Annotated in this window: 19 protein-coding genes; 18 read left to right on the top strand and 1 reads right to left on the bottom strand. The window is 65.3% G+C overall.

The window, feature by feature from the left end; genetic code table 11:
• Positions 1–5: 5 nt before the first annotated feature.
• From F1C58_RS07990 to F1C58_RS07930, 13 genes are all read left to right on the top strand, one after another.
• Positions 6–947, top strand: a complete 942-nt coding sequence (locus F1C58_RS07990; protein WP_219732050.1) for a 1-phosphofructokinase family hexose kinase — start codon at positions 6–8, stop codon at positions 945–947.
• Positions 948–1,009: 62 nt separating this feature from the next.
• A complete protein-coding gene (locus F1C58_RS07985) occupies positions 1,010–2,242 on the top strand; it encodes a PTS transporter subunit EIIC (protein WP_185203872.1) in 1,233 nt (410 codons plus the stop codon).
• 31 nt (positions 2,243–2,273) lie between these two features.
• Positions 2,274–2,582 (top strand): PTS lactose transporter subunit IIB, encoded by a 309-nt coding sequence (locus F1C58_RS07980; protein ID WP_185203871.1) that lies wholly within the window; start codon positions 2,274–2,276, stop codon positions 2,580–2,582.
• A gap of 3 nt (positions 2,583–2,585) precedes the next feature.
• Positions 2,586–3,050, top strand: coding sequence for a PTS sugar transporter subunit IIA (locus tag F1C58_RS07975; protein ID WP_185203870.1), 465 nt, complete (start codon positions 2,586–2,588; stop codon positions 3,048–3,050).
• A gap of 5 nt (positions 3,051–3,055) precedes the next feature.
• On the top strand, positions 3,056–4,096 hold the full coding sequence (locus tag F1C58_RS07970; RefSeq protein WP_185203869.1) for a zinc-dependent dehydrogenase: 1,041 nt from the start codon (positions 3,056–3,058) through the stop codon (positions 4,094–4,096).
• Between the two features lie 48 nt (positions 4,097–4,144).
• A complete protein-coding gene (locus F1C58_RS07965) occupies positions 4,145–4,414 on the top strand; it encodes an HPr family phosphocarrier protein (protein ID WP_185203868.1) in 270 nt (89 codons plus the stop codon).
• 43 nt (positions 4,415–4,457) lie between these two features.
• Positions 4,458–6,143: a DUF885 domain-containing protein gene (locus F1C58_RS07960; protein ID WP_185203867.1), complete on the top strand. Its 1,686-nt coding sequence runs from the start codon at positions 4,458–4,460 to the stop codon at positions 6,141–6,143.
• 169 nt (positions 6,144–6,312) lie between these two features.
• Complete coding sequence (locus tag F1C58_RS07955) at positions 6,313–7,284, top strand: epimerase (RefSeq protein WP_185203866.1); 972 nt, start codon at positions 6,313–6,315, stop codon at positions 7,282–7,284.
• A gap of 252 nt (positions 7,285–7,536) precedes the next feature.
• Positions 7,537–8,982, top strand: a complete 1,446-nt coding sequence (gene rpsA / locus F1C58_RS07950; RefSeq protein WP_185203865.1) for a 30S ribosomal protein S1 — start codon at positions 7,537–7,539, stop codon at positions 8,980–8,982.
• A gap of 230 nt (positions 8,983–9,212) precedes the next feature.
• Positions 9,213–9,824, top strand: a complete 612-nt coding sequence (gene coaE / locus F1C58_RS07945; RefSeq protein ID WP_185203864.1) for a dephospho-CoA kinase — start codon at positions 9,213–9,215, stop codon at positions 9,822–9,824.
• 76 nt (positions 9,825–9,900) lie between these two features.
• Positions 9,901–10,875: a hypothetical protein gene (locus F1C58_RS07940; protein ID WP_185203863.1), complete on the top strand. Its 975-nt coding sequence runs from the start codon at positions 9,901–9,903 to the stop codon at positions 10,873–10,875.
• A 69-nt stretch (positions 10,876–10,944) separates the two neighbouring features.
• On the top strand, positions 10,945–12,486 hold the full coding sequence (locus tag F1C58_RS07935) for an AMP-binding protein (protein ID WP_185203862.1): 1,542 nt from the start codon (positions 10,945–10,947) through the stop codon (positions 12,484–12,486).
• Complete coding sequence (locus F1C58_RS07930) at positions 12,483–13,631, top strand: acyltransferase (RefSeq protein WP_185203861.1); 1,149 nt, start codon at positions 12,483–12,485, stop codon at positions 13,629–13,631. The genes F1C58_RS07935 and F1C58_RS07930 overlap by 4 nt, the downstream gene beginning before the upstream one ends.
• On the opposite strand, the gene F1C58_RS07925 is transcribed toward F1C58_RS07930, so the two are convergent.
• Positions 13,600–14,937: an MFS transporter gene (locus F1C58_RS07925; protein WP_185203860.1), complete on the bottom strand. Its 1,338-nt coding sequence runs from the start codon at positions 14,935–14,937 to the stop codon at positions 13,600–13,602. The genes F1C58_RS07930 and F1C58_RS07925 overlap by 32 nt on opposite strands.
• Before the next feature lie 208 nt (positions 14,938–15,145).
• Here F1C58_RS07925 and uvrB point away from each other — a divergent pair, with 208 nt between their 5' ends.
• From uvrB to rapZ, 5 genes are all read left to right on the top strand, one after another.
• Positions 15,146–17,215: an excinuclease ABC subunit UvrB gene (gene uvrB, locus F1C58_RS07920; RefSeq protein ID WP_185203859.1), complete on the top strand. Its 2,070-nt coding sequence runs from the start codon at positions 15,146–15,148 to the stop codon at positions 17,213–17,215.
• Positions 17,216–17,305: 90 nt separating this feature from the next.
• The gene (locus tag F1C58_RS07915) at positions 17,306–19,021 is read left to right on the top strand and encodes a type III PLP-dependent enzyme (RefSeq protein WP_185203858.1); all 1,716 of its coding nucleotides are present in this window, start codon (positions 17,306–17,308) and stop codon (positions 19,019–19,021) included.
• A 46-nt stretch (positions 19,022–19,067) separates the two neighbouring features.
• Positions 19,068–21,992, top strand: coding sequence for an excinuclease ABC subunit UvrA (gene uvrA, locus F1C58_RS07910; RefSeq protein WP_185203857.1), 2,925 nt, complete (start codon positions 19,068–19,070; stop codon positions 21,990–21,992).
• Between the two features lie 9 nt (positions 21,993–22,001).
• Entirely contained in the window at positions 22,002–23,981 is a 1,980-nt protein-coding gene (uvrC, locus tag F1C58_RS07905) for an excinuclease ABC subunit UvrC (RefSeq protein ID WP_185203856.1), read from the top strand.
• A 43-nt stretch (positions 23,982–24,024) separates the two neighbouring features.
• Positions 24,025–24,930, top strand: coding sequence for an RNase adapter RapZ (rapZ, locus tag F1C58_RS07900; protein ID WP_255461347.1), 906 nt, complete (start codon positions 24,025–24,027; stop codon positions 24,928–24,930).
• Positions 24,931–24,942 lie beyond the last annotated feature (12 nt).

Below are 24,942 nucleotides of genomic sequence, written 5' to 3'. Positions count from 1 at the left end.
TCTCCGTGACGCTGAATCCGAGCCTCGACCGCACCGTCGGAGTCGATCATCTCGAGCGCGGTGCCGTTCTCCGCACCTCCGCCCCGACTCTGGAACCTGGCGGAAAGGGCGTCAACCTTACGCGGGCACTCTCGCGCAACGGCATCGACAGCATCGCCGTTCTGCCTGTCGGTGGCCCGGAGGGCGCCGAGTTGAGCGCGCTGTTGGATGCGGCCGGAGTGGCAACCCGACTCGTACCGGTGAACGGTCGCACCCGATCCAACCTCACCGTCTCCGAGCCTGATGGCACGGTCACCAAGTTGAATGAGCCGGGCACCCCGCTCTCCGCCGCCGATTTCTCCGTGCTCGCGACCGTTCTCGCCGGGCTGGTCTCGGCCCGCGACTGGGTGGTGTTCTCCGGGAGCATCCCGCCGGGATGCTCATCCGACCAGCTCGTGGCTCTGATGACCTCGGTTACAGACCTCGGAGCATCCCTAGCCGTCGATACCAGCGGGGATGCCCTCACCGCCTCGATCGCGGCCCGGCCACGGGTGATCAAGCCCAACCGTGCCGAACTCGCGGAGGCGGTCGGACGGGAGCTCGGCTCCATTTCCGACGTCATCGTCGCCGCGGAAGAGCTGCGCTCCCGCGGTGTCGAGCGCGTTCTGGTGAGCCTCGGTGCCGACGGCGCCGTGCTCGTCGGCGAGCACGGCGCGACAGTGGGTGAATCGACGGTGCTCGATCACCGCAGCACCGTCGGGGCCGGCGACTGCTTCCTCGCCGGCTTCCTCTCGAAATTCTGCGCCGACGAATCGGATGAGGAATCGGCCCTGGTCGAGGCCCTCGCCTGGGGCGCGGCAGCAGTCGGTCTTCCGGGTACCTCCGTTCCCGGTCCGGGCGATATCGCCTACTCGAACGTCCATCTGGTCTGGCAGCCGGACTTGGATCGGCCACTCGTGGCCACCTGATTACCCGCCGAACCCCCACCCATCCGTACAGTCCTGATCCGTACAAAGGAGTACCACTAGAAATGTCCGATTACACTCCCGTGGCCGCCGGCACCGGCGCCCGCGCACGCATCCAGCGGGGTGGTGCATTCCTCGCTGGAATGATCATGCCGAACCTCGGTGCGTTCATCGCCTGGGGCCTCGTCACCGCCCTCTTCATCCCCAATGGCTGGGTCAACGAGATCGCCCGCGCGACCGGTGCGGTCGCGAAGGACGGCGTCGTGCCGTTCGCGACCCAGGCGTCGACCATCGTCGGCCCGATCATCGTGTTCCTGCTTCCGATCCTCATCGGGTACACCGGTGGTCGAACTGTTCACGGTCAGCGTGGTGCCGTCGTCGGTGCGATCGCGACGATCGGCGTCATCGTGTCGCCGCTCGCGCTCGGTCTCGCTGCGTCGGGTGGCACCCCGCCGAAGTCCATCTCCGACCTCGGTCCGCAGTTCCTCGGAGCCCTCATCATCGGCCCGCTCGCGGCCCTGCTGCTCAAGTGGATCGACAGCATGATCGATGGAAAGCTCCGCGGCGGTTTCGAGATGCTGGTGGACAACTTCACCTCTGGAATCGTCGGAGGCTTCTCGGCGCTCGTCGGTGTGTTCGCCCTCGGCCCGGCCGTGTTCTGGCTGACCACGGTATTCGCGAACTTCGTGGACGCCCTCATCAACGCGAAGCTGCTTCCCCTCGCCTCGATCATCATCGAACCGGCGAAGATCCTGTTCCTCAACAACGCGATCGGTAATGGCGTGCTCGTACCGCTCGCGGCGAAGCAGGCGGCCGGACCGGATGGCAAGTCCATCCTGTTCATGCTCGAGTCGAACCCCGGCCCCGGCCTCGGAATCCTGGTCGCGATGATGCTCTTCGGACCGATCGCCATTCGTGCGACCGTGCCCGCGGCGATCGTCGTGCAGTTCCTCGGTGGCATCCACGAGATCTACTTCCCGTATGTGCTCATGAAGCCGATCCTGCTCATCGCCGCGATCGCGGGTGGAGCCTCCGGTGTGCTCATGTTCAGCCTGTTCAACGACGGTCTGCTCGCTCCGGCGTCGCCGGGAAGCATCTTCGCCTACATCCTCGTGGCCTACCCGGGTGATCTTCCGACCATCCTTCTCGGAATCCTCGTGTCTGCGGGCGTAGCGTTCATTGTGGGAGCTGCGTTGCTCGGCTTCGGTCGTAACCAGAACAGCGGACTCGACCTCGAGGCCGCCAAGGAGCAGAGCGCGCGCAACAAGAACAAGCCGGCGACCGCCCCCGTCGCCTGACCCGCAGTACAAGACTCAAGGAGAATCTCACATGGCAACCATCGACGGATCGAGCATCAAGAAGCTCATCGTTGCGTGCGACGCGGGAATGGGCAGCAGCGTCATGCTGGCCTCGACGCTGAAGAAGCAACTCGCGAAGAACGGGGTGACGGTGGAGCATTCCCCCGTCGCGTCCATCCCGAGCGACGCCGATCTGGTGTTCACCCACACGGGACTGGCCGACCGGGCACGGCACACGGTGCCGGATGTTCCGGTCGTGCCGTTCCAGTTGTTCCTGGGTGACCCTGCCGTCGCCAAGATCGTCAAGGCCATTCAAAACGGCGAGACCTTCGAGGCGTAGAAGATGACAGACGAAACCGCTCCCGCCCTGTCCACGCTGCTGGCCGAGTCGTCCATTCGACTCGACGAGTCGGCGCAGAACCAGGAAGACGCGATCAGGCAGACCGGCGCAGCCCTGCTGGAGGCCGGCGCGATCGATGCCTCCTACATCGAGGCGATGCTCGAACGCGAGCGGTCGGTTTCCACCTTCGTCGGGGAGGGTGTCGCGATTCCTCACGGCACCCTCGCCGGCAAGGACTCGGTGAAGAACGATGCACTCGTCGTTCTCCGCTTTCCGGATGGTGTGGACTGGGACGGCAACGATGTGCGCGTCTGCGTGGGCATCGCTGCCCGTGGCAACGGGCACATCGCCCTGCTGTCCCAGCTCGCCACCGTGCTTCTCGACCCGGACAAGGCCGCAGCGCTCCGGGCAGCCACCACGAGTTCCGAGGTCTACGAGCTTCTGAAGCCCGATCCGGAAGACGAGTAGGACGCGTGAAGGTAGCGAGGTTCTACGCACCCGGCGACATCCGGCTCGAAGACCTGGCCGAACCGCAGGTCTCTGCGGGGGAAGTCAAGATCCGGGTGCGCAACTGCTCCACCTGCGGCACTGACGTCAAGATATCCCGTTCCGGTCATCCCAACATGACCCCGCCACAGGTGATGGGGCACGAGATCGCCGGGGAGATCGTGGACGTCGGGGACGGTGTCGAAGGCTGGGCTGTGGGAGACCGCGTGCAGGTCATCGCGGCGATCCCGGACGGCACCTGCCCCGACTGCCTCGCCGGTCGCCAGACCGTCTGCCCGCACCAGCTGTCCATGGGATACCAGTTCCCCGGCGGATTCGCCGAGTTCATGATCGTGCCGCGCGAGGTGTTGCAGGTGGACGGCCTCAATCGCATTCCCGAGGGACTCGGCTTCGCCGAGGCCAGTCTCGCCGAACCGCTCGCCTGCGTGCTCAACGGCCAGGAACTCGCGCGGGTCGGAGAAGGCGACGTGGTCGTCGTCATCGGATCCGGTCCGATCGGTTGCCTGCACGTGCGACTGGCGCGGGCGCGGGGTGCTGCTCAGGTGATCCTGGTCGATCTCAACGCCGACCGGTTGAAGAAGGCCGCCGATCTGGTGAAACCAGACCTCGCGATCGCCTCGGAATCGACGGACCCCGTGGCGGCCGTCCTCGAGGCGACAAACGGTCGGGGAGCGGACGTCGTGATCACCGCCGCCGCGTCCGGCGCCGCCCAGGAGCAGGGGCTGTTGATGCTCGCACGACGCGGTCGCCTGAGCCTGTTCGGTGGACTCCCGAAGGACCATCCGACGATCACCGTCGATTCGAACCTCGTGCACTACCGTGAACTCACCATCGTGGGCGTGAACGGGTCGAGTCCAGCCCACAACAAGGAGGCCCTGCAATTGATCGCCTCCGGAGCCGTGCCGGTGACCGATCTCATCACTCATCGCCTGCCCCTCGACGACGTGCTCGAGGCCATCGAAATCGTCGCTCGCGGCGACGGGATCAAAGTCACGATCGAACCCTGAATCTTCCACTTCCGACCCATCACAGCACCGAACACCTAGGAGCCAGAAATGTCTGAACGTACCGTCACCGTCGCCTCGAGCGTCGGACTCCACGCCCGCCCAGCATCACTGTTCAGCCAGGCCGCCGCCAAAGTCGGCGTGCCGGTGACTCTCACCAGTGCCGCCGGCAAGACGGTGAATGCGGCCAGCATCCTCGGTGTGCTCTCGCTCGGGATCGGACACGGAGAGGTGGTCACCCTCAAGGCCGACGGCGACGACGCCGAGACCGCCCTCGATTCCCTCGCCGAGCTTCTGAACACCGATCTCGACAAAGAGTGACGTCGCTCTGAACCGGAGCGACCGACTGTTCTAGGCTCGGGGAATGACTGATGCAGACCAGGCCCACGAGGCCCGTGCCACCACCCCCATCGATGCGATAGCCGAGACCTGGGTCGATACCGAGCTCGATCTCTTCCCGGAGTATCGCGTATACCTCGGCCGAGAAGGACACGAGGGCGAGTATGCCGACTACTCGCCGGAGGGTGCCGAGCGGGTGATCTCGGAGGTCAGGAAGACCCTCGCGAGCATCCAGGCCGCCACTCCTGTGGATGCCGTCGACGAGGTCACCAAGATGGACCTCAGTCGGGAACTCCAGCTGCAGATCGACAAGCACGAGGCCGGATTCGAGCAGCGTGATCTCAACGTGATTGCGTCTGCACCGCAGAGCCTCCGTGACATCTTCGACCTGATGCCGACCGATTCGGAGGAGGACTGGTCACACGTCGCCACGCGGATGCGCAACCTCCCTGCGGCCATGGACGGCTACATCCGCACGCTGCGAACCGGTATCGCCGCTGGCAATGTGCCGGCCATCCGCCAGGTGCGGGAGGTGCTTGCCCAGGCGGCCAAACAGGTGGCCGATACTGGTTTCTTCTATCGGCTCGCCGAGGGTGCGCGAGCGGGAGAGAGCGACCTCCCCGCCTCCTTGCGCGGCGATCTCGCGGCCGCGGCGCGCGACTCCGCCGGCGCCTACGCGACCCTCTCCGACTTCCTCGAGAACGAGCTCGCCCCACACGCTCCGGAACGCGATGCCGTGGGTCGTGACATCTATACGCTCGCCTCACGCGACTTCCTCGGCGCCGTCGTCGACCTCGACGAGACCTATGAATGGGGGATCGAGGAGCTCGCCCGGATGACGGCAGAGCAGGAGTCGATCGCTCGGGAGATCAAGCCCGGCGCGACGGTGTTGGAGGCGATAGCCTTCCTCGACCAGGATTCGAGTCGCAAGCTGCACGGCACGGATGCCCTGCAGAAGTGGATGCAGGAGACGAGTGACCGCGCAGTGGAGGAGCTCTCGCGAGTGCACTTCGACATCCCGGCCGAAGTGCGTCGACTCGAGTGCATGATCGCCCCGACCCAGGAGGGCGGTATCTACTACACGCCCCCGACCGACGATTTCTCCCGGGCGGGCCGGATGTGGTGGAGCGTTCCCGAGGGTGTCACGGAGTTCGACACCTGGCGCGAGCTCACGACCGTGTACCACGAGGGAGTCCCCGGCCATCACCTGCAGATCGGCCAGGCCGTCTACAACAAGGCACTGCTCAACACCTGGCGTCGCAACGCCGGGACGTCGGGGCACGCCGAGGGCTGGGCGCTCTACGCGGAACGCCTGATGGAACAACTCGGATACCTCGACGACCCCGCCGACCGGCTCGGAATGCTCGATGGACAGCGGATGCGCGCTGCTCGCGTGGTACTCGACATCGGTGTGCACCTGGAGAAGACGCTTCCCGACGGCTCGGGCCCCTGGACCGGCGATTACGCCTTCGGATTCCTCGGCGAGAACGTCAACATGAGCCCGGAGTTCGTGCGCTTCGAAGTCAACCGCTATCTCGGCTGGCCCGGACAGGCCCCGTCCTACAAGATCGGGCAGCGGATCTGGGAGCAGCTCCGCGACGAGTATTCCCGTCGTGAGGGAGCGGCCTTCGACATCAAGGCGTTCCACAAGAAAGCCCTCGACATCGGCGGTGTCGGCCTCGACACCCTGAAGGCGGCTCTGCTCGCGTAGGGGTCCTCTCCGCCGTGATGGTCGGGAGTCGACCGGCTTCCCGGCGTATCCTCATGGCGGTGTTGTCGCCGCTCGAGCCGTTCTTCGGGGACGGCGCGAGCGGCAGCACGCCCTCACTGGGAGGTTCGACGAACTTCCTTCTCAAACCCACACAGGATCGAGTACGCCCATGACTGAGACTGCCGCCGACCGCATCGTGATCGCCGGGGCATCCGGTTTCATCGGACGGTATCTCGCCGAGTCATTCCGCGCCGCCGGCGCCTCGGTGCGGGGGATCGGACGTGACGGCGCGGATGCCCGGTGGGGTGACACCGCCGCCATCATCGACCTGATCGACGGCGCCGACCTGCTGATCAACCTCGCCGGGAAAAGCGTGAACTGCCGCTACACGCCGGCCAACCGTGCCGAGATCCTGCGGTCCCGGGTGGAGACGACGCGGGAGCTCGCCCAGGCGATCCGCGCGTGCGGGAACCCACCGACCCTCTGGATCAATTCATCGACGGCCACCATCTACCGGCATGCAGAAGACCGACCGATGACCGAGTCGACCGGCGAGCTCGGCGACGGCTTCTCGGTGGATGTCGCGCGGGCCTGGGAGCGCGAGTTCTTCGACGGTGAGTTGTCGGGAACGCGACGGGTCGCGCTCCGGATGGCGATCGTGCTCGGCGACGGAAGCGCTCTGGTGCCGCTGATTGCGCTGGCGCGGATGGGACTCGGGGGGCCACAGCTCGATGGCCCCTGGTTCGGGACTGCCGCCCGTCGTGCGGCAGGGACGTTCCACGAGAACCGGAGGAGCGACGGCCACCAGAAGTTCAGCTGGATTCATCTGGCTGACGTGCTCGGCATCATCCGGTTTCTGCGCGAGCATCCCGACATCGACGGACCGGTCAACCTGAGCTCGCCCGACCCGAGCGACAACCGCACGGTGATGCAGACCGTGCGCGATGTCGTAGGCGTGCCCTTCGGGCTTCCGGCGGCGCGCTGGATGCTCGAAATCGGCTCGGCCGTGATCCGGACCGAGACCGAGCTGGTGCTCAAGAGTCGCTGGGTGCTGCCCGAGCGTCTCACGGAGGCGGGCTACGCCTTCGAATACCCCGAGCTGCGGGCCGCCCTGCGCGCCATAGTCGCCGCGCGCAGGTGAGCCGTCGCATGGAATGAGCTCGCGGATCCGTCGATAAGTGCTGGTCGGGGAACGCCACCGAGCGAAAACCGGCGCGCGGAACACGCGGATTAGGCCGGGTGGCGCGGGGCAATGGGGCGCTATAGACTGAAACGTCGCAATTCTGTGGCAATCCATCCGCCTGCCAGTCGCGGAAAATACACGAAACACTTTTCTAGAGCGCACGTCCCTGCGGCCGGCCCAAATAAATGTCCATCCTGGAGCAACTACTACATGACAATCGTAACGACCGACAAGGCGCCCAAGCAGGTCGCAATCAACGACATCGGATCTGCTGAAGACTTTCTCGCCGCGGTCGAAAAGACTCTCAAGTTCTTCAACGACGGAGACCTCATCGAGGGCACCGTCGTCAAGATCGATCGTGACGAGGTCCTCCTCGACGTCGGTTACAAGACCGAGGGTGTAATCCCCTCCCGCGAACTCTCCATCAAGCACGATGTGGACCCCACCGAGGTCGTCCAGGTCGGCGATGTGGTCGAAGCCCTCGTCCTCCAGAAGGAAGACAAAGAAGGCCGCCTCATCCTCTCCAAGAAGCGCGCTCAGTACGAGCGTGCGTGGGGCGATGTCGAGAAGATCAAGGATGCGGACGGCGTCGTCACGGGTTCGGTGATCGAGGTCGTCAAGGGCGGTCTCATCGTCGACATCGGACTCCGCGGATTCCTCCCGGCGTCGCTCATCGAGCTGCGCCGTGTGCGCGATCTCACGCCGTACCTCGGCCAGGAGATCGAGGCCAAGATCCTCGAGCTCGACAAGAACCGCAACAACGTTGTGCTCTCTCGCCGCGCGCTCCTCGAGCAGACCCAGTCCGAAAGCCGCACGACCTTCCTCAACAACCTCGCCAAGGGCCAGGTTCGCAAGGGTGTCGTTTCGTCGATCGTCAACTTCGGTGCGTTCGTCGACCTCGGTGGCGTCGACGGTCTCGTCCACGTCTCCGAGCTCAGCTGGAAGCACATCGAGCACGCCTCTGAGGTCGTCGAGGTCGGCCAGGAGGTCACCGTCGAGATCCTCGAGGTCGACCTCGAGCGCGAGCGCGTCTCCCTGTCTCTTAAGGCCACTCAAGAGGACCCCTGGCAGGTATTCGCCCGCACCCACGCCATCGGCCAGGTTGCTCCCGGAAAGGTCACGAAGCTCGTCCCCTTCGGCGCGTTCGTTCGCGTTGCAGAGGGCATCGAGGGCCTCGTGCACATCTCGGAGCTCTCGGGCAAGCATGTCGAGCTCGCCGAGCAGGTCGTCTCGGTCGGCGATGAGGTCTTCGTCAAGGTCATCGACATCGACCTCGAGCGTCGCCGCATCTCCCTCTCGCTGAAGCAGGCGAACGAGGGCGTCGACCCCGAGGGCACCGAGTTCGACCCGGCGCTCTACGGAATGCTCACCGAGTACGACGAGGCGGGCAACTACAAGTACCCGGACGGCTTCGACCCGGAGACCAACGAGTGGAAAGAGGGCTTCGAGTCCCAGCGCGAGAAGTGGGAGCAGGACTACGCTGCAGCCCAGGCTCGCTGGGAAGCCCACAAGAAGCAGGTTGCGACCGCCGACGAGATCAGCGACGCACCGGTCGCCGGAGGCTCCTCGTTCTCGAACGACGCCGACTCCGCCGGAACGCTGGCGGACGACGAGGCCCTCGCTGCTCTTCGCGAGAAGCTGAGCTCCAACTCCTAAGCAGTTTCTTTCGGAACGGTCGGGCCCCCGGGCTCGGCCGTTCCGTCGTTAACCGGGTCGCATGAGGAACACGCGGCACGAGGGCCTTGCCGCCTGAGGGCCCGGCCGCCTGAGGAATGCGGGCCGTCGCGGACGTTCCGGGCCCGCGCCCCGAGCCGATCGGGCCGCATTCGCCGGCCGGAGTTGCGGGCACGGAGAGGACGTACCCGGCGGCGGCTAAACTGGCGCACGTGTATCTCATCGGCCTCACCGGAGGCATCGCTTCGGGCAAGACCGTGGTCGCGAAGCGCCTCGAGCAACTCGGGGCGACAGTGGTGGATGCCGACCAGCTCGCTCGGGATGTGGTCGCTGCCGGAACCCCCGGCCTCGCGGCGATCGCGGAGCGCTTCGGCCCCGGTGTCATCTCCGCCGACGGCTCCCTCGATCGCGCTGCGCTCGGGGCGCTGATCTTCCAGGATCCGGATGCCCGGCTCGCGCTCAACGGCATCACCCACCCGGCCATCCGAGAACTCAGCGGGCAACTGTTCGCTGCCGCAGAGCGTGGCGATCCGGATGCGGTGGTGGTCTACGACGTCCCGCTTCTCGTGGAGGCGTCACATGATCCGGGGTATCACGACTTCGATCTCATTGTCGTGGTGAACGCGAGCGCGGAGACACGGCTGGAACGGCTCGTGAAGTTGCGCGGTCACAGCCGGGAAGAGGCGCAGCATCGGCTCAACTCCCAGGCCACCGACGCGGAACGTCTCGCGATCGCCGACGTGGTGATCGACAGCAACGGCACTGTCGACGAGACGATCGCTCAGGCAGAGGCCCTCTGGAGCAGCCTTCCCCGCAGACGGTGACGGCTCCGACACGGCCTGAACGAACTCTCAGACGCGCGCGGCCGGCGATCGAGGTTCGAACGGTTACATTTGACCGGTGAGAACACACCGGGGGAGATGGGGCGCGGCGGCGCTCGCTTTCGCCGTACTCGTGATTCTCGGTTCCTCGCTGAGTTTCGGAGCCGTCGGGGCGTCATCTCGCCCCCTGCCTAAACCGGATGGGCAATCGGCACCGCTGATCTCGTTCCGCCTGGGTCTCCCGAAGGGCCAGACCCTCTTTCCCAACCAACGCAACTATGCCCAGCACGCCGCCTCTCCCGGCCCACTGATGCTGTTCCTTCCCGCCACGGGCGCTCGACCCTGGGATTACCGCACGTTCCTGCGCACCGCCGTGGCATCCGGATACGACGTCCTCGGCCTCGACTATTGGAACCGCGGCAAATCCGTCGTGCACACCTGCGGCGGTGATCCCGAGTGCTACACCGCGGTGCAGCGCAACCGCTTCGACGGAAGCGCTCCGAGCGCGGTGAGCAGCGTCGACCCGGCGAATTCGATCCTCAACCGACTCACCATGGCCCTCGCACACCTCGCGAGCGTCGATCCGGCCGGTCAGTGGGGGCGGTACATCGATCACGGGGAGGTGGACTGGTCGCGGATCGTGCTCGCCGGACACTCACAGGGCGGCGGTGAATCCGCCTATATCGCTCACCTCCATCTCGTTCACGGAGTGCTGATGTTCTCTTCACCGGTCGAGACCAACGAGGGAGTCCCGGCGGCGTGGATGCGCGAACCCGGGGTCACCCCCGCCAGCCGGATGTATGGCTTCGTGAACCAGCACGACATGTACTTCAGCAAGATCGTCGGGTCCTGGTCCGAGCTGAAGATGCAGCGAGCGGAACTGCCCGCGGAGGTGCCCGTGCCGAGCGGATCGCACCAGCTCGTGAGCACCCTCGACGTGGGTACCGCGGCCGAATCACACGGCCGCACCGTCAGCGACAGCACCCCGAGAACGCCGGCTGGCCTGCCTCTCTACCTGCCGACCTGGAAGTGGATGCTCGACCAGACCAAGTGATGCCGGTTGCGGTGTCAAGGCCCCCGAGGCCACAGGCGCGGCATAGCCTCGAGCGATTAGCCTTGACGCGTGACCGAGGAATCGCCTGCTGCCCCCCTGACCTTCCTCTCGCTTCGTGAACTCATCGAGAACCGCGGTAGGACCACCGAGCGGGACCCGTATCTCGAGGACGCGCGGTCGGACCGTGTGATCTCTTACGGTGAGCTCTCTGCCGCCACTACAGCGTGGCGCGATGAATTGGACGCGCGGTCCGTCGCGCCCGGTGCTGTCGTGTTCGTCGACCTGGCCGACCCGCTCTCCTTCGCTGTCGTATTCCTCGCCGTCGTGAGTTCGGGGCGGGTCGCCGTTCCGATCGACCCCGGTGCTGCGGTGACGGACGTCGAGCGCATCGCCGCTGTCGTCGATACGGTCGCGGCAGTCGGCGCTCAGGTCACCGACCGCGAGCAGCCCGCTGCCTTGGGCACCGCCGCGACGCTGAGGGTGGCGCACCAGACCGGGATTCCCGACAGGGCGGAAGAGTCACCTGGCGAGGAGTCTCGATCCTTCCCCGATCGAGCGGATTCCCCGGGAGGGGTGCTGCTCTTCACCTCGGGCTCCACCGGTGCGCCGAAGGGGGTGGAGCTTTCCGAGCGCCAGTTGCTCGTCGTGGCGCACGCGATAGCCCGCCACAATCGACTCAGCGCCGCGGACCGCGGTTACAACCCGCTTCCTCTCTTCCACGTCAACGCCGAGGTGGTCGGGCTGCTCTCCACTCTCGTCGCCGGCGCGGCGCTCGTGCTCGACCGCCGCTTCCGCCGCACCGGGTTCTGGGAGCTGATGGTCGACCGCAGGGTCACCTGGATCAACGCGGTCCCGGCGATTCTCGCCGTGCTCGCCCGCGATGAAGAGCTTCGCGTGCCAGAGGGGGTCCGATTCATCCGCTCGGCCTCTGCGCCCCTCCCGGACGCAGTCCGTGATGCCTTCGCCGGAACTCCTCTCGTGGTCAGTTGGGGCATGACGGAAGGCGCGAGCCAGATCGCCGCGACGCCCCTCGGAGAACCGTTGCGCGACGGCTCGGTAGGACCGCCGGTGGGGGGTGAGGTCTCGGTGCGAGACGAGCGCGGGCGCGAAGTCGCAGACGGAGAGGTCGGCTCGCTCTGGGTGCGCGGCACCGGAATCGTGCGTTCCTATTTCGGCGGTCGCGCCTCTGACCGGTTCGACGCAGACGGATGGCTCAGCACCGGGGATCTCGGTCGCGTAGATTCGGACGGCTGGGTGTACCTCTCGGGGCGCTCAGACGACGTGATCAATCGCGGAGGGGAGAAGTTCTACCCGGCCGAAGTCGAGGACGTGCTGCTCGAAGACCTGCGAATCCGAGAGGCCGTGGTCATCGGCCGGCCGGATGCCATCCTCGGTCAGGTGCCCGTCGCCTACGTGATCGCGGCGTCGGCCGCGGCGTCCGACCCGTCTCTCGCCACCGAGCTGGCGGCGCTCTGCGAGACGAGGCTGCCGCGCTTCAAGAGGCCCGTGGAGATCAAGGTCGTCGATGATGTGCCACGCGCCGCGACCGGCAAGGTGCAGCGGCGTCGGGTTCGCGAATTCGACGCCGCCCGCGAAGGAGCAACCGAATGACCGAGTCGACAGCGGCGGCAACGCCCTCGCCGCCCAAACGGACGAAGGCGCCTCATCTCTATGAGGTGGATGTCGTGCGCATTCTCACCTTCGCCTGCGTCATCGCCGTCCACACCACCAGTCACACCGTCGCGGACGACGACCTGGTGCTCTACGGGTTTTTCTCCCTGGTGCATTTCACCCGGGAGGTGTTCTTCGCGCTGACCGCCTTCGTGCTGGTCTACAGCTATCTGAATCGCCCACAGCCCATGAAGTCGTTTCTTCCGAGGCGTTTCCTGCTCGTCGGCGTGCCCTACGTGGTCTGGTCGATCATCTATTTCGCGGCGAGCAATCTGCGCTCACCGCATGGCACGTTCGGGGAGATGCTCGTCCGGCTCGGCGGCTATATCCTCACCGGCACCGCGTGGTATCACCTCTACTTCCTCCTCGTCACCATGCAGGTGTACCTGCTGGTGCCTGTCATCCTCTGGTTGGTCCGTCGCACGAGGGTGCGGCACGCCCTGCTTCTCGGCATCAGCCTCGCCGTGCAGCTGGCGCTCACCGCGCTGTACATGTACTTCCCCGACGTCACCTCCGGAATCAACGATTTCAACAAGCAGCTCTTCTTCAGCTACCAGTTCTTCATCATCGCCGGGGCGGTCGCCGCGGACCACTCCGCGGCCTTCCTCGCCTGGGTCAGGGCCCACCGACGGGCGATCGGCTTCATCGTGCTCGCGGCGGCGCTCTGCACGCTCGGCGTCTACGTCGTCAACATGCTGACAGGCCGAAGCCCGTATCGGGCCGGGACCCCGTTGCAGCCGATCGAAATGCTCTGGTCGATCGCCGTTGCGCTCGGTTTCCTGGCCGTCGGCACCTGGTGGGCCGATCGGCGTGACCCGCGGAGCCTGGTGGCGAAGGGCCTGGATGCGGGATCGGACCGTTCTTTCGGCATCTTCCTGTCGCATCCGCTGTTCATCTGGCTGCTGCTCTGGGTCGGAGACGATTGGCTCGAACGCACGGTGCCGAAGCCTTGGCTGACTCTGGTGACCTATGTTCTCGTGGTGCTGCTGTCACTCGGCATCACCGAACTCGCCCGGCGCTCCTGGTTCAGCCTGGGCCTCACCGGCCGCAGATTCAGCTCGAAGAAGTCTGTTCCCACTCGCTGACGCTGTTGGGCAACACCCGTTGCGGCTTCATGACGGCAGCCACGACCGCCGCTGCCGCGAGGAGGGCGATCGAGGCGGCGAACGGCCACTGCCAGCCCGCGACGCCCACCAGGTAGCCGAAGAGGATCGGCGAGAAGATTCCCGCGAGACCGAATCCGGTGTTCATCATCCCGCTCGCGGTGCCCGACCACTCCGGCGCGACATCCATCGGGATCGCCCAGAGCGTTGCGTTGCAGAGCTCGAGGAAGAAGAACGACAACGAGAGCGAGACGATCGAGAGTGCGAGGTTGTGGCCGAACAACAACGGCGTGAGACAGACGAGCGATCCGAGCAGGCCGATCAGGAGGATGGATCGGCGAGCATTGCGGAGGCTCCCGGTGCGCCGGAGGATCCGATCGCTGAAGATGCCGCCGACGGTGTCTCCGACGACCCCGGCGAGCAGCACGATGGCGGTGAACACGGCGTAGTCGGCGAGGGCGAGGCCATAGCTGTCAGCGAGGAACGACGGAATCCAGGTGAGGAAGACCCAGAGCGTCCAGCCGTAGCCGAAGTCCACGAAGGTCACGGGCAGGATGGTGCGGATCAGGCGCTTCCACGGCACGGGAGGGCGCGCGGCCCGCTCGAGCGCCCGGGGGATCTCGCTGAGTTCCTGTTCGGTGATGCGCGGGTAGTCTTCGGGGCGGTCGCGGTAGAGCGTCGCCCAGAGCACGGCCCACAGCGCGCTGAGCACGCCGACGATGATGAACGACACCTGCCAACCGGCGATCGGGCCGCCGAGAGAATCGCCCCAGATGATCAGCCCGCCGACGATCAGCGGTGCCGCGGCGTTTCCCAGGCGGGATGCGGAGTGCACGATTCCCTGCACGAAGCCGTTGCGATCGATCGGCACCCATTTCGCCATTGCAGAGGTGGCCGTGGGGAAGGCCGCGGATTCCGTGAGCCCGAGCAGCAGGCGGGCGCCGACCAGCGAGGCCAGTCCAACGGAGAAGCCGGTGGCGATCGTCGCGACGCCCCAGAGGATCCCGATCCAGAAGAGTGCCTTGCGCGGCCCGATCCGTTCGCCGAGGTTGCCGCCGATGATCTGGAAGAGTGCATAGGGCAGGGAGAACGCCGCGACGGCGATGCCGAATTCGGCGGTCGTGAGATCGAGGGCCTTGATGATCGTCGGGCCGGCGGTCGAGATGTTGGTGCGATCGATGTACGAGATCGCGTACATGATGCACAGGAGGATCACCACCCGGCCGCGCATGCGACCGAAGATCGGACTCGCTTTCGCCGGAGTCGGGCGGGACTGCGTGACGGTCATGGCGTTTCCTTCTGCCGTCGGGCGATTTCTCACGGGAGTTCGGACTGTGCTGCGGCTTCTCGACCGCAGGGGAAATCTTCGGATTTTCTCTATGCAACTCCTGAGTGGGCACGAGCACAATCGGCGGCGGGCAATCTCTTGCCCGTGGCGAGTTCTGCCGCGGGCGATATCCTGCGACGGTGTCGGTAGCCGTGCCTAAGCTGGGATCATGGAACCGACACGCTCAGTGCGCCCGTTTGAGGTCATCAGCGAATACACGCCGAGCGGAGACCAGCCCGCCGCGATTGCCGAGCTGACTTCGCGCATCAACGCGGGCGAGACGGATATCGTGTTGCTCGGCGCCACCGGAACCGGCAAGTCCGCGACGACGGCCTGGCTCATCGAGGCCGTCCAGCGTCCCACCCTCGTGCTTGCGCACAACAAGACCCTCGCGGCCCAGCTCGCCAACGAGTTCCGCGAGCTGATGCCGAACAACGCCGTCGAATACTTCGTCTCGTATTACGACTACTACCAGCCAGAGGCCTACGTGCCTCAGACCGATACCTTCATCGAGAAAGACTCCTCGGTGAATGCCGAGGTGGAGCGTCTGCGTCATTCGACAACCAACGCTCTCCTCAGTCGTCGAGATGTGATCGTCGTCTCCACGGTCTCCTGCATCTACGGTCTCGGTTCGTCCGAGGAGTACCTGGAGGCCATGATGGCGCTCCAGGTGGGCATGTCGATCAACCGTGAGACGCTCATCCGCAAGTTCGTGTCGATGCAGTACCAGCGCAACGACGTCGACTTCTCGCGCGGCAACTTCCGTGTTCGCGGCGACACCATCGAGATCATCCCTATGTACGAGGAACTGGCGATCCGGATCGAGATGTTCGGAGATGAGATCGAAGGCCTGTACAGCCTGCATCCGCTCACGGGAGACGTGGTGCAGAAGCTCGATGCGGTGTCCGTCTTCCCCGGTTCCCATTACGTCGCCGGGCAGGAACGCATGCATGCCGCGATCAAGACCATCAAAGTCGAGCTCGAGGATCGTTTGAAGCAGCTCGAACGGGAGGGCAAGCTTCTCGAGGCGCAGCGCCTGCGTATGCGCACGACCTTCGATATCGAGATGATGGAGCAGATCGGGTTCTGCAGCGGGATCGAGAACTACTCGCGCCACATCGACCAGCGCCAGCCGGGTGAAGCACCGCACTGCCTGATCGACTACTTCCCCGACGATTTCCTCGTGGTGATCGACGAATCGCACGTCACGGTTCCTCAGATCGGTGCGATGTACGAGGGGGATGCCTCGCGTAAGCGCACCCTCGTCGATCACGGTTTCCGGCTGCCGAGCGCGCTCGATAACCGTCCGCTCAAATTCAACGAGTTCCTCGACCGGGTCGGCCAGAAGGTCTACCTGTCCGCGACCCCGGGCAAATACGAGATGGGCATCACCGACAGCGTGGTCGAGCAGATCATCCGCCCGACCGGTCTCATCGACCCGGAGATCGTGGTGAAGCCCTCGAAGGGCCAGATCGACGACCTGCTCGAGGAGATCCGCAAACGCACGGCAGCCAATGAACGAGTGCTGGTGACGACTCTCACCAAGAAGATGGCAGAGGAGCTCACCGAGTTCCTCGGCGAGGCGGGCGTTCGTGTTCGCTATCTCCATTCCGATGTCGACACCCTCCGCCGGGTGGAGCTGCTGACCGAACTCCGTCAGGGCGTCTATGACGTACTGGTGGGCATCAACCTGCTGAGAGAGGGCCTCGACCTTCCGGAGGTCTCGCTTGTGGCGATCCTGGATGCCGACAAGGAGGGCTTCCTCCGCTCGTCCACCTCGCTCATCCAGACCATCGGTCGCGCCGCACGAAATGTCTCCGGCGCCGTGCACATGTACGCGGACGTGATGACCGACTCGATGAAACTCGCGATCTCCGAGACGACCCGGCGGCGCGAACTCCAGGTGGCCTACAACCTCGAGCGGGGCGTCGACCCTCAACCGCTGCGCAAGAAGATCGCCGACATCACCGAGTCGCTCAACAGGGAGGGCGCGGACACGGCGGAGCTTCTCTCCAGCCGAGACGGGCGCAAGCGGTCTCCCACTCCGAACCTCAAGCGTCACGGTGGTCTCGCCGCCAGCGGGGCGAACGATCTCGAGTCGATCATCCGGGACCTCAACGACCAGATGCTCCAGGCCGCCGGCGAACTCAAGTTCGAACTCGCCGGCCGGCTGCGCGACGAGGTGTCCGACCTGAAGAAGGAACTTCGGCAGATGGAAGCCGCCGGACACATCTCCTGAATTCGCGACGCGCAGGCTGTATCAGCGCGCGCCTGCCGGCCTCTTAGTCGGTAGTGAGGCTGCCCCCGTGGCCTCGGGAGAGTGGATGTCGTGTCGGCTGGCAATGCACGAGGCGTGGGATTCTGGATCCGACGGTATCTTCCGAGTGAGATCGCGGGCACGGCGACCGCCCTCGCCGCCGCCGCGATCTCCTATCGACTGAGCGGGTCACTGTTCGTAGCGGCGATCGCGGGCACGATCGGGGAGAACCTGGGCTTCTACGGGGTGGCCGGCGCTCGCAATTTCGCCGAACAGTGGCGAATTTCTCGCGGGGATCCCGGCACGCGACGGAGATCGGCGATCGCCCGCACCGCCTGGCTCTCCGCGATCGAGTTCGGTCCGGCCGAACTGATCGACACGCTCGCCGTGCGCCCTCTTCTGCTCTGGCTCGCTCCGCTTCTCATCGGACTTCCCGCGGCGGGATGGATCGCCGGGAAGATCGGCGCCGACCTCGTCTTCTACGGCATCGCGGGGTTCGGCTATGTGCTCGGCCGACGCTGGGATGACGCCAGGAACCAGGGCGCCATGCCGCCGGTCGACGATACGGTCCTCACCCCGCAGGTACGAGCCCGGCGCATCGACACGATCCGCCGCTCGCTCGAGGGAATCGATCTCGACTCGCTGGTCACGACGCACGGCAGCCCACTGATGCTGCTCGATCTCGGCGCCGTGGCTTCTCAGTACGACCGTCTCCGCACCGCACTTCCCTTCGTCCACTGGCACTACGCGGTGAAGGCCCTGTCCCATCCGGACGTCATCGAGACCATTGCGTCCCTCGGTGGGTCATTCGACGTCGCGAGCGATGGGGAGATCGACCTGGTGGCCGGCCATCGAGTGGGTCCGGACCGCATCATCCATACCCAGCCCGTCAAGTCCGCGACGGAGATCACCCGCGCCTATGTCCTCGGCATCCGCACCTTCGTGATCGACAGCGCGGGAGAGCTCGCTAAATTCCGCCACGTGCCCGCAAACGTGAACCTGCTCATCCGGCTGTCGTACGAGAACCCGGAAGCCAAGAGCGACCTGTCGAGCAAGTTCGGGGTGTCCGCGGTAGAGGCCGAGGTGCTGCTCTCCCTGGCCATCGCCCAGGGGAGCCGTATCGCGGGATTCAGCTTCCACGTCGGAAGCCAGCTCGACAGCGTCGCCGCCTTCGCCAGAGCGACGGCCGACACCCTCGAGCTGATGGACCGCCTCGAACGCCAGTGGAACATTGGATTCACGACCCTCGACATCGGCGGGGGATTCCCCGTCGGGTACCGTACGGATGTCGTGGGCATCGAGCAGATCGCGGCCGCCATCCGTCCCCTGCTCGAGCCCCGATCGTCCCGTTTGCGCATCCTGGCCGAACCCGGACGCGTCCTGGTTGCGGAGGCCGCCACGGTGGTGAGCCGGGTGACGGGGGTGCGGGAGCGCGGGTCCGAGACCTGGTGTTTCATCGACGACGGTGTCTACGGCAGCTACTCCAACGTGATGGCCGAAGGCGTGCATCCGGTGATCGTCGCCCGCTCGGAGTTGGCGGGCACCCCGGTCGAGCTGCGCTCGACCACTCTCGGCGGGCCCACCTGCGACAGCGTCGATGTGGTGGCGCGTCACTATCCGTTGCCCCGGCTGCAGGAGGGCGATCTGTTGCTGAGCCCGGCGATGGGGGCGTACACGGCGGTGACGGCGACGACATTCAACGGACGGCGACCGGCGAAGGTGATCGTGCGAAACCGGCCGGCGATTCCCGGGCACTCCGATCCGGCGCTACTCGCCTCTACGCACTGAGCGAACCCCGAGGTTCAATGTCGGTGGCCTGCATAGAATCTATAGAGTGTCTATTTCCCGCGTCGAGTCCGGTTCGAAGCTCTCTGTCCACGGTGCACGAGTGCACAATCTCAAGGGTGTCGACCTCGAGATTCCGCGTGATTCTCTTGTCGTATTCACCGGGCTATCCGGTTCAGGCAAGTCTTCCCTGGCCTTCGACACGATCTTCGCCGAGGGGCAGCGCCGCTATGTCGAGTCGCTGTCGGCATACGCCCGTCAATTCCTCGGTCAGGTCGACCGCCCCGATGTCGATTTCATCGATGGGCTGAGTCCCGCAGTCTCGATCGACCAGAAGTCGACGAACCGCAACCCCCGGTCCACCGTCGGAACGATCACCGAGATCTACGACTACATGCGTCTTCTCTGGGCCCGGATCGGTGTGCCTCACTGCGCCGTCTGCGGCGAGAAGATCGAGCGCCAGACGGTGCAGCAGATCGCCGACCAGCTCATGACTCTCGAAACCGGGGTGCGGTACCAGATCGTGAGTCCGGTCATCTCCCAGAAGAAGGGCGAGTTCGTCGACCTCTTCAAGGAGCTCGCCGCGAGTGGCTACTCCCGAGCGATCGTGGATGGCGAGCAGGTGCAGCTGAGCGAACCCCCGATCCTGAAGAAGCAGTACAAGCACGACATCTCCGTGGTCGTGGACCGCCTCGTCGCCGCCGACGACATCCTCACCCGGCTCACGGACTCGCTGGAGACCGCCCTGCGGCTCACCGACGGACTGGTCAGTGTGAACTACGTCGACGCGACCGGCCCAGACGCCTGGCGCAACTTCAGCGAGAAACTGTCGTGCCCCAACGGTCACCCGGTTCAGCTCACCGAGATCGAGCCGCGAACGTTCTCGTTCAATGCGCCTTTCGGTGCCTGCCCGGAATGCTCCGGGCTCGGCACCAAGATGTCGGTCGACTCCGAACTGCTCCTCGGCGACCCCGCTTTGAGTCTCGCCGACGGCGTGATCCTGCCGTGGACCCAGTCTGGCAAGGGCCTCTTCAACTACTTCCAGCGCCTGCTCGAAGGCCTCGCCGCCGATCTCGACTTCTCGCTCAAGACTCCGTGGCGCGATCTCGACGCCGACATCCAGAGCGCCATCCTCAAGGGCAACGACTTCCAGGTCACCGTCAAGTGGAAGAACCGCTTCGGTCGAGAGATGAAGTATTCGACCGGCTTCGAGGGCGTCATGCCCTACATCGAGCGAAAGTTCCTCGAGGCGGAGACCGACTCGGCCCGCCAGCGCTACTCCGCGTACCTGCGGGAGATCAACTGCCCGGTCTGCGACGGCAAACGCCTGAAGCCCGAGGTTCTCGCGGTGACCGTGCACGACTACAACATCGCGGATGTCGCGGAGCTCAGTCTCCTCGACGCGTTCGACTTCATGCAGCGCCTCGAACTCTCGGCCCGGGATGCCAAGATCGCGGCCCAGGTGCTGCGCGAGATCCGGCTTCGGCTCGAATTCCTCATCGAGGTGGGGCTGAGCTACCTCAATCTCGCCCGTTCGGCCGGGTCCCTCTCCGGTGGCGAGGCCCAGCGCATCCGGCTCGCGACCCAGATCGGATCGGGTCTCACCGGAGTGCTCTATGTGCTCGACGAGCCGAGCATCGGCCTCCATCAACGCGACAATCGCCGGCTGATCGAGACCCTCGTGAAGCTCAAGAACCTCGGCAACACCCTCATCGTGGTCGAACACGACGAGGACACCATCCGCACCGCGGACTGGATCGTCGACATCGGGCCCGGCGCGGGCGAGCACGGGGGAGAGGTCGTGCACTCCGGATCTTACGAGGCACTCCTCGCCAACACGGGATCGATGACCGGCGACTACCTCTCCGGTCGGCGGTCAATAGCGACTCCCACGTCGCGGCGTCCGATCGACAAGAAGCGCATGCTCACGGTGGAGGGCGCGCGCGCCAACAACCTGCGGAATGTCACCGCTGAATTTCCGCTCGGCACCTTCACCGCAGTGACGGGGGTCAGTGGATCGGGCAAATCCAGCCTCATCAACGACATCCTCTACAAGGTGCTCGCGAACGAGCTCAACGGAGCGCGACAGATCCCCGGAAAGCACACCCGGGTTACCGGCCTCGACAACCTCGACAAGGTCGTGCACGTCGACCAGGCCCCGATCGGGCGCACCCCGCGGTCGAATCCGGCCACCTACACCGGCGTCTTCGACAAAATCCGCACCCTGTTCAGCGAGACTCAGGACGCCAAGGCCCGCGGCTACCTTCCCGGGAGGTTCAGCTTCAACGTCAAGGGCGGCCGCTGCGAGAATTGCTCGGGCGACGGCACTATCAAGATCGAGATGAACTTCCTTCCCGATGTCTACGTGGTCTGCGAGGTCTGCAACGGCGCGCGCTACAACCGCGAGACCCTCGCGGTGCACTACAAGGGCAAGAGCATCGCCGAGGTGCTCGACATGCCGATCAGCGAGGCCGCGGACTTCTTCGAGGCCATCTCGTCGATCAGCCGCTTCCTCAAGACGCTCGTCGATGTCGGACTCGGCTATGTGCGACTCGGGCAGAGCGCCACGACCCTCTCCGGAGGTGAGGCGCAACGCGTGAAGCTCGCCACCGAGCTGCAGAAGCGGTCGATGGGACGCAGCATCTATGTGCTCGACGAGCCGACGACGGGTCTGCACTTCGAAGACGTTCGCAAGCTGCTTCTCGTGCTCAACGGTCTCGTCGACAAGGGCAACACGGTGATCGTGATCGAGCACAACCTCGACGTCATCAAGTCCGCCGACTGGCTCATCGACCTCGGTCCCGAGGGTGGAGCCGGGGGAGGGCAGATCCTGGCGGTCGGCACACCGGAGCATCTCGCAACGGTCGAGGCGAGCTTCACCGGGACCTTCCTCAGGGAGATCCTTCCGGCGGCGCCGGAGCCGGTGCGCCGCAAGAAGTCCCCGTCCCGCGCAAAAGCCCTCGCAACGACGTAGCAGCCCGCCGTGTCAGACACCGTCGTATGGCGCCCGAAAGCGGGCGAGATCCCCCAGCAGCCGGGGGTCTATCGCTTTCGTGACGCCGCCCAGAGGGTGCTCTATGTCGGCAAGGCGAAGAATCTCCGTGCGCGACTGAGCAACTATTTCGCTCCCTTGGCGAGCCTGCACGAGCGCACCCGGCGAATGGTGTTGAGCGCTGCATCCGTCGAGTGGACAGTGGTCGGCACCGAGTTCGAGGCGTTGCAACTCGAGTTCACCTGGATCAAGGAATTCGATCCGCCGTTCAATGTGCAGTTTCGCGACGACAAGTCCTATCCGTACTTGGCGATCACCCTCGGGGAGAACGTGCCGAGGGTGCTGGTCACCCGCAACCGCAACCTCAAGGGTGCCCGGTACTTCGGGCCGTACACGAAGGTGTGGGCGATCCGCGAGACCGTCGACCTCATGCTCAAGGCGTTCCCCATGCGCAGCTGTTCGGAATCCACCTACAAGCGCGCGGAGCAGACCGGACGGCCCTGCCTGCTCGGGGACATCGGCAAGTGCGCGGCACCCTGTGTCGGCCGCGTGTCGAAAGAGGAGCACAAGTCCATCGCCCTGGATTTCGCCTCCTTCGTGGCCGGCAACGACTCCAAGTTCGTCGGAGAGGTCTCCCGCAAGATGAAGGCCGCCGCGGCGGTGCAGGACTACGAGTCGGCAGCCAAGTTCCGCGACCAGCTCGGAGCACTGGAAACCGCCCTCTCGAAGAACACCGTCGTGCTCTCGGAGGATGTGGATGCCGACATCTTCGGGATCGCGCACGACGAGCTCGCGGCGGCGGTGCAGCAGTTCACGGTGCGTGGTGGCCGCATCCGTGGTGTGCGCAGTTGGGTCGTCGACAAGGAACTGGATCTGGAGCTGGACGAACTCGTCGAGACCGTCGTGCACAACGCCTACGACGAACTCGATCCGCCACGGCTCGTCGTCGTGCCGGAATTACCTGATGATGCTGCGGAGCTCGAGACCTGGCTCACCGAACTGCGGTCGGAGCGCGGTGTGGGCAGCGGCAAAGTGGTCATCCGTGTCGCCCAGCGCGGCGAGCTCGCCGCACTCGCCCTCACCGTCGCGACCAACGCCCGCAATGCCCTGATCCTCTACAAGACGCGTCGAAGCGGCGACTTCGTGGCCCGGTCGCAGGCTCTGGCCGATATCCAGCAGGCGCTGGGGATGGATGATGCGCCGCTTCGCATGGAATGCTACGACGTCTCCCACTTGAGCGGCACCAACATCGTCGCCTCCATGGTCGTCTTCGAAGACGGGCTGCCGCGCAAAGACCAGTACCGCCGCTTCAGCATCCCGGAGTCCACCGACGACACGGAATCGATCTACCAGACCCTGTCCCGTCGGCTCGCGCACCTCGATGACGATCCGGCGGCCGCCGTGGCCGAGGCCCTGAGTCAGGCCGTGGGCACAGGGACCGCCGAAGGAACAGGGATCGCCGAAGGAACAGGGACTGCCGAAGGAACAGGGATCGCCGAGAGTACAGAGGCGGGCCCCAATCCGGCGCGTCCGCGTTTCGCCTACCGTCCCAACCTGCTCATCGTCGATGGCGGGCAACCACAGGTCGCCGCCGCCGCCCGTGCCCTTGAGGACGCGGGCATCACCGGGATCGCGCTGTGCGGCATCGCCAAACGACTCGAGGAGATCTGGCTGCCGGGCAACGACTACCCGGTGATCCTTCCGCGCAACAGTGACGCTCTCTTCCTGATCCAGCGCATCCGCGACGAGGCTCACCGCTTCGCGATCACGTATCAACGCCAGCGGCGCAAGCGAGATGTCGGCTCGGTGCTGTCTGAGATTCCCGGGCTCGGTCCGGCCCGGGTCAAGGAACTGCTCCGCCACTTCGGCTCCGTGACCCAGCTCCGCGCCGCCCAGCCGGAAGCGATCTCCGAGGTCAAGGGAGTCGGCAATGTGATCGCCCAGACGATCTTCGAAAAACTCCGGGAGTGAGTTGGTCGGTAGGCTTGACGCTCAGGCAACCGCACAGGAGTGAATGCGTGACCACGCGATGACCGGGGACAGCTACCGCCAAGCCGAACAGCACCAGGAGGTGCTCATCGTCACCGGCATGTCCGGTGCGGGCCGCTCCACTGTGGGGAACGCGCTCGAGGACCTCGGCTGGTACGTGGTGGACAATCTGCCGCCGCAGATGTTGCGTCCGCTCGTGGAACTCGCGGGCAAGGCGGGAAACAATCTCCCCAAGGTCGCTGCAATCGTCGACGTGCGAGGAGGCAAGCTCTTCGCAGACCTCGAAGAGACCGTAGAAGCACTTCGCGAAGCGACTCCCGTTCGAGTCCTGTTCCTCGAAGCGACGGATGCCGCGCTCGTGCGCCGCTTCGAGCAGGTGCGGCGCCCGCATCCGCTGCAGGGCGATGGCACCTTGCTCGACGGAATCGGCGCCGAGCGCCAACGGATGCTCGGGCTCCGCGAGTCGAGCGACATCATCGTCGACACCTCCGATCTCAACATCCACCAGCTCGCGACCAAGATCTCGGACACTTTCTCGAGCGCCGACACTCCCGGACTCCAGCTGACAGTGCTGAGCTTCGGTTACAAGTACGGGTTGCCGACAGACGCCGATCTCGTGGCCGACATGCGGTTCCTCCCGAACCCGTTCTGGGTTCCGGCCCTTCGTACTCTCAGCGGGCTCGACACACAGGTGAGCGACTATGTGCTCTCGCGGGAGGGCGCGCAGCAATTCATCGATCAGTACGTGCTCGCACTCGCCCCGGTGCTCGCCGGCTACCAGCGCGAGAACAAGAGACACGCTACGATCGCCATTGGATGCACGGGGGGAAAGCACCGGTCGGTGGCCGTCGTTCAGCGCCTGGCCGCGCTGCTGCGTGAACAACCGGGAGTGGCCGTCAGCATCAAGCATCGCGACCTCGGACGCGAGTAGCCCTCGGGCTCA

The sequence above is a fragment of the Glaciihabitans sp. INWT7 genome, assembly GCF_014217685.1.
Lineage (GTDB): Bacteria > Actinomycetota > Actinomycetes > Actinomycetales > Microbacteriaceae > Lacisediminihabitans.
The sequence above is the reverse complement of the archived record's forward strand: the minus strand, read 5'-3'. Positions and strand labels throughout refer to the sequence as shown.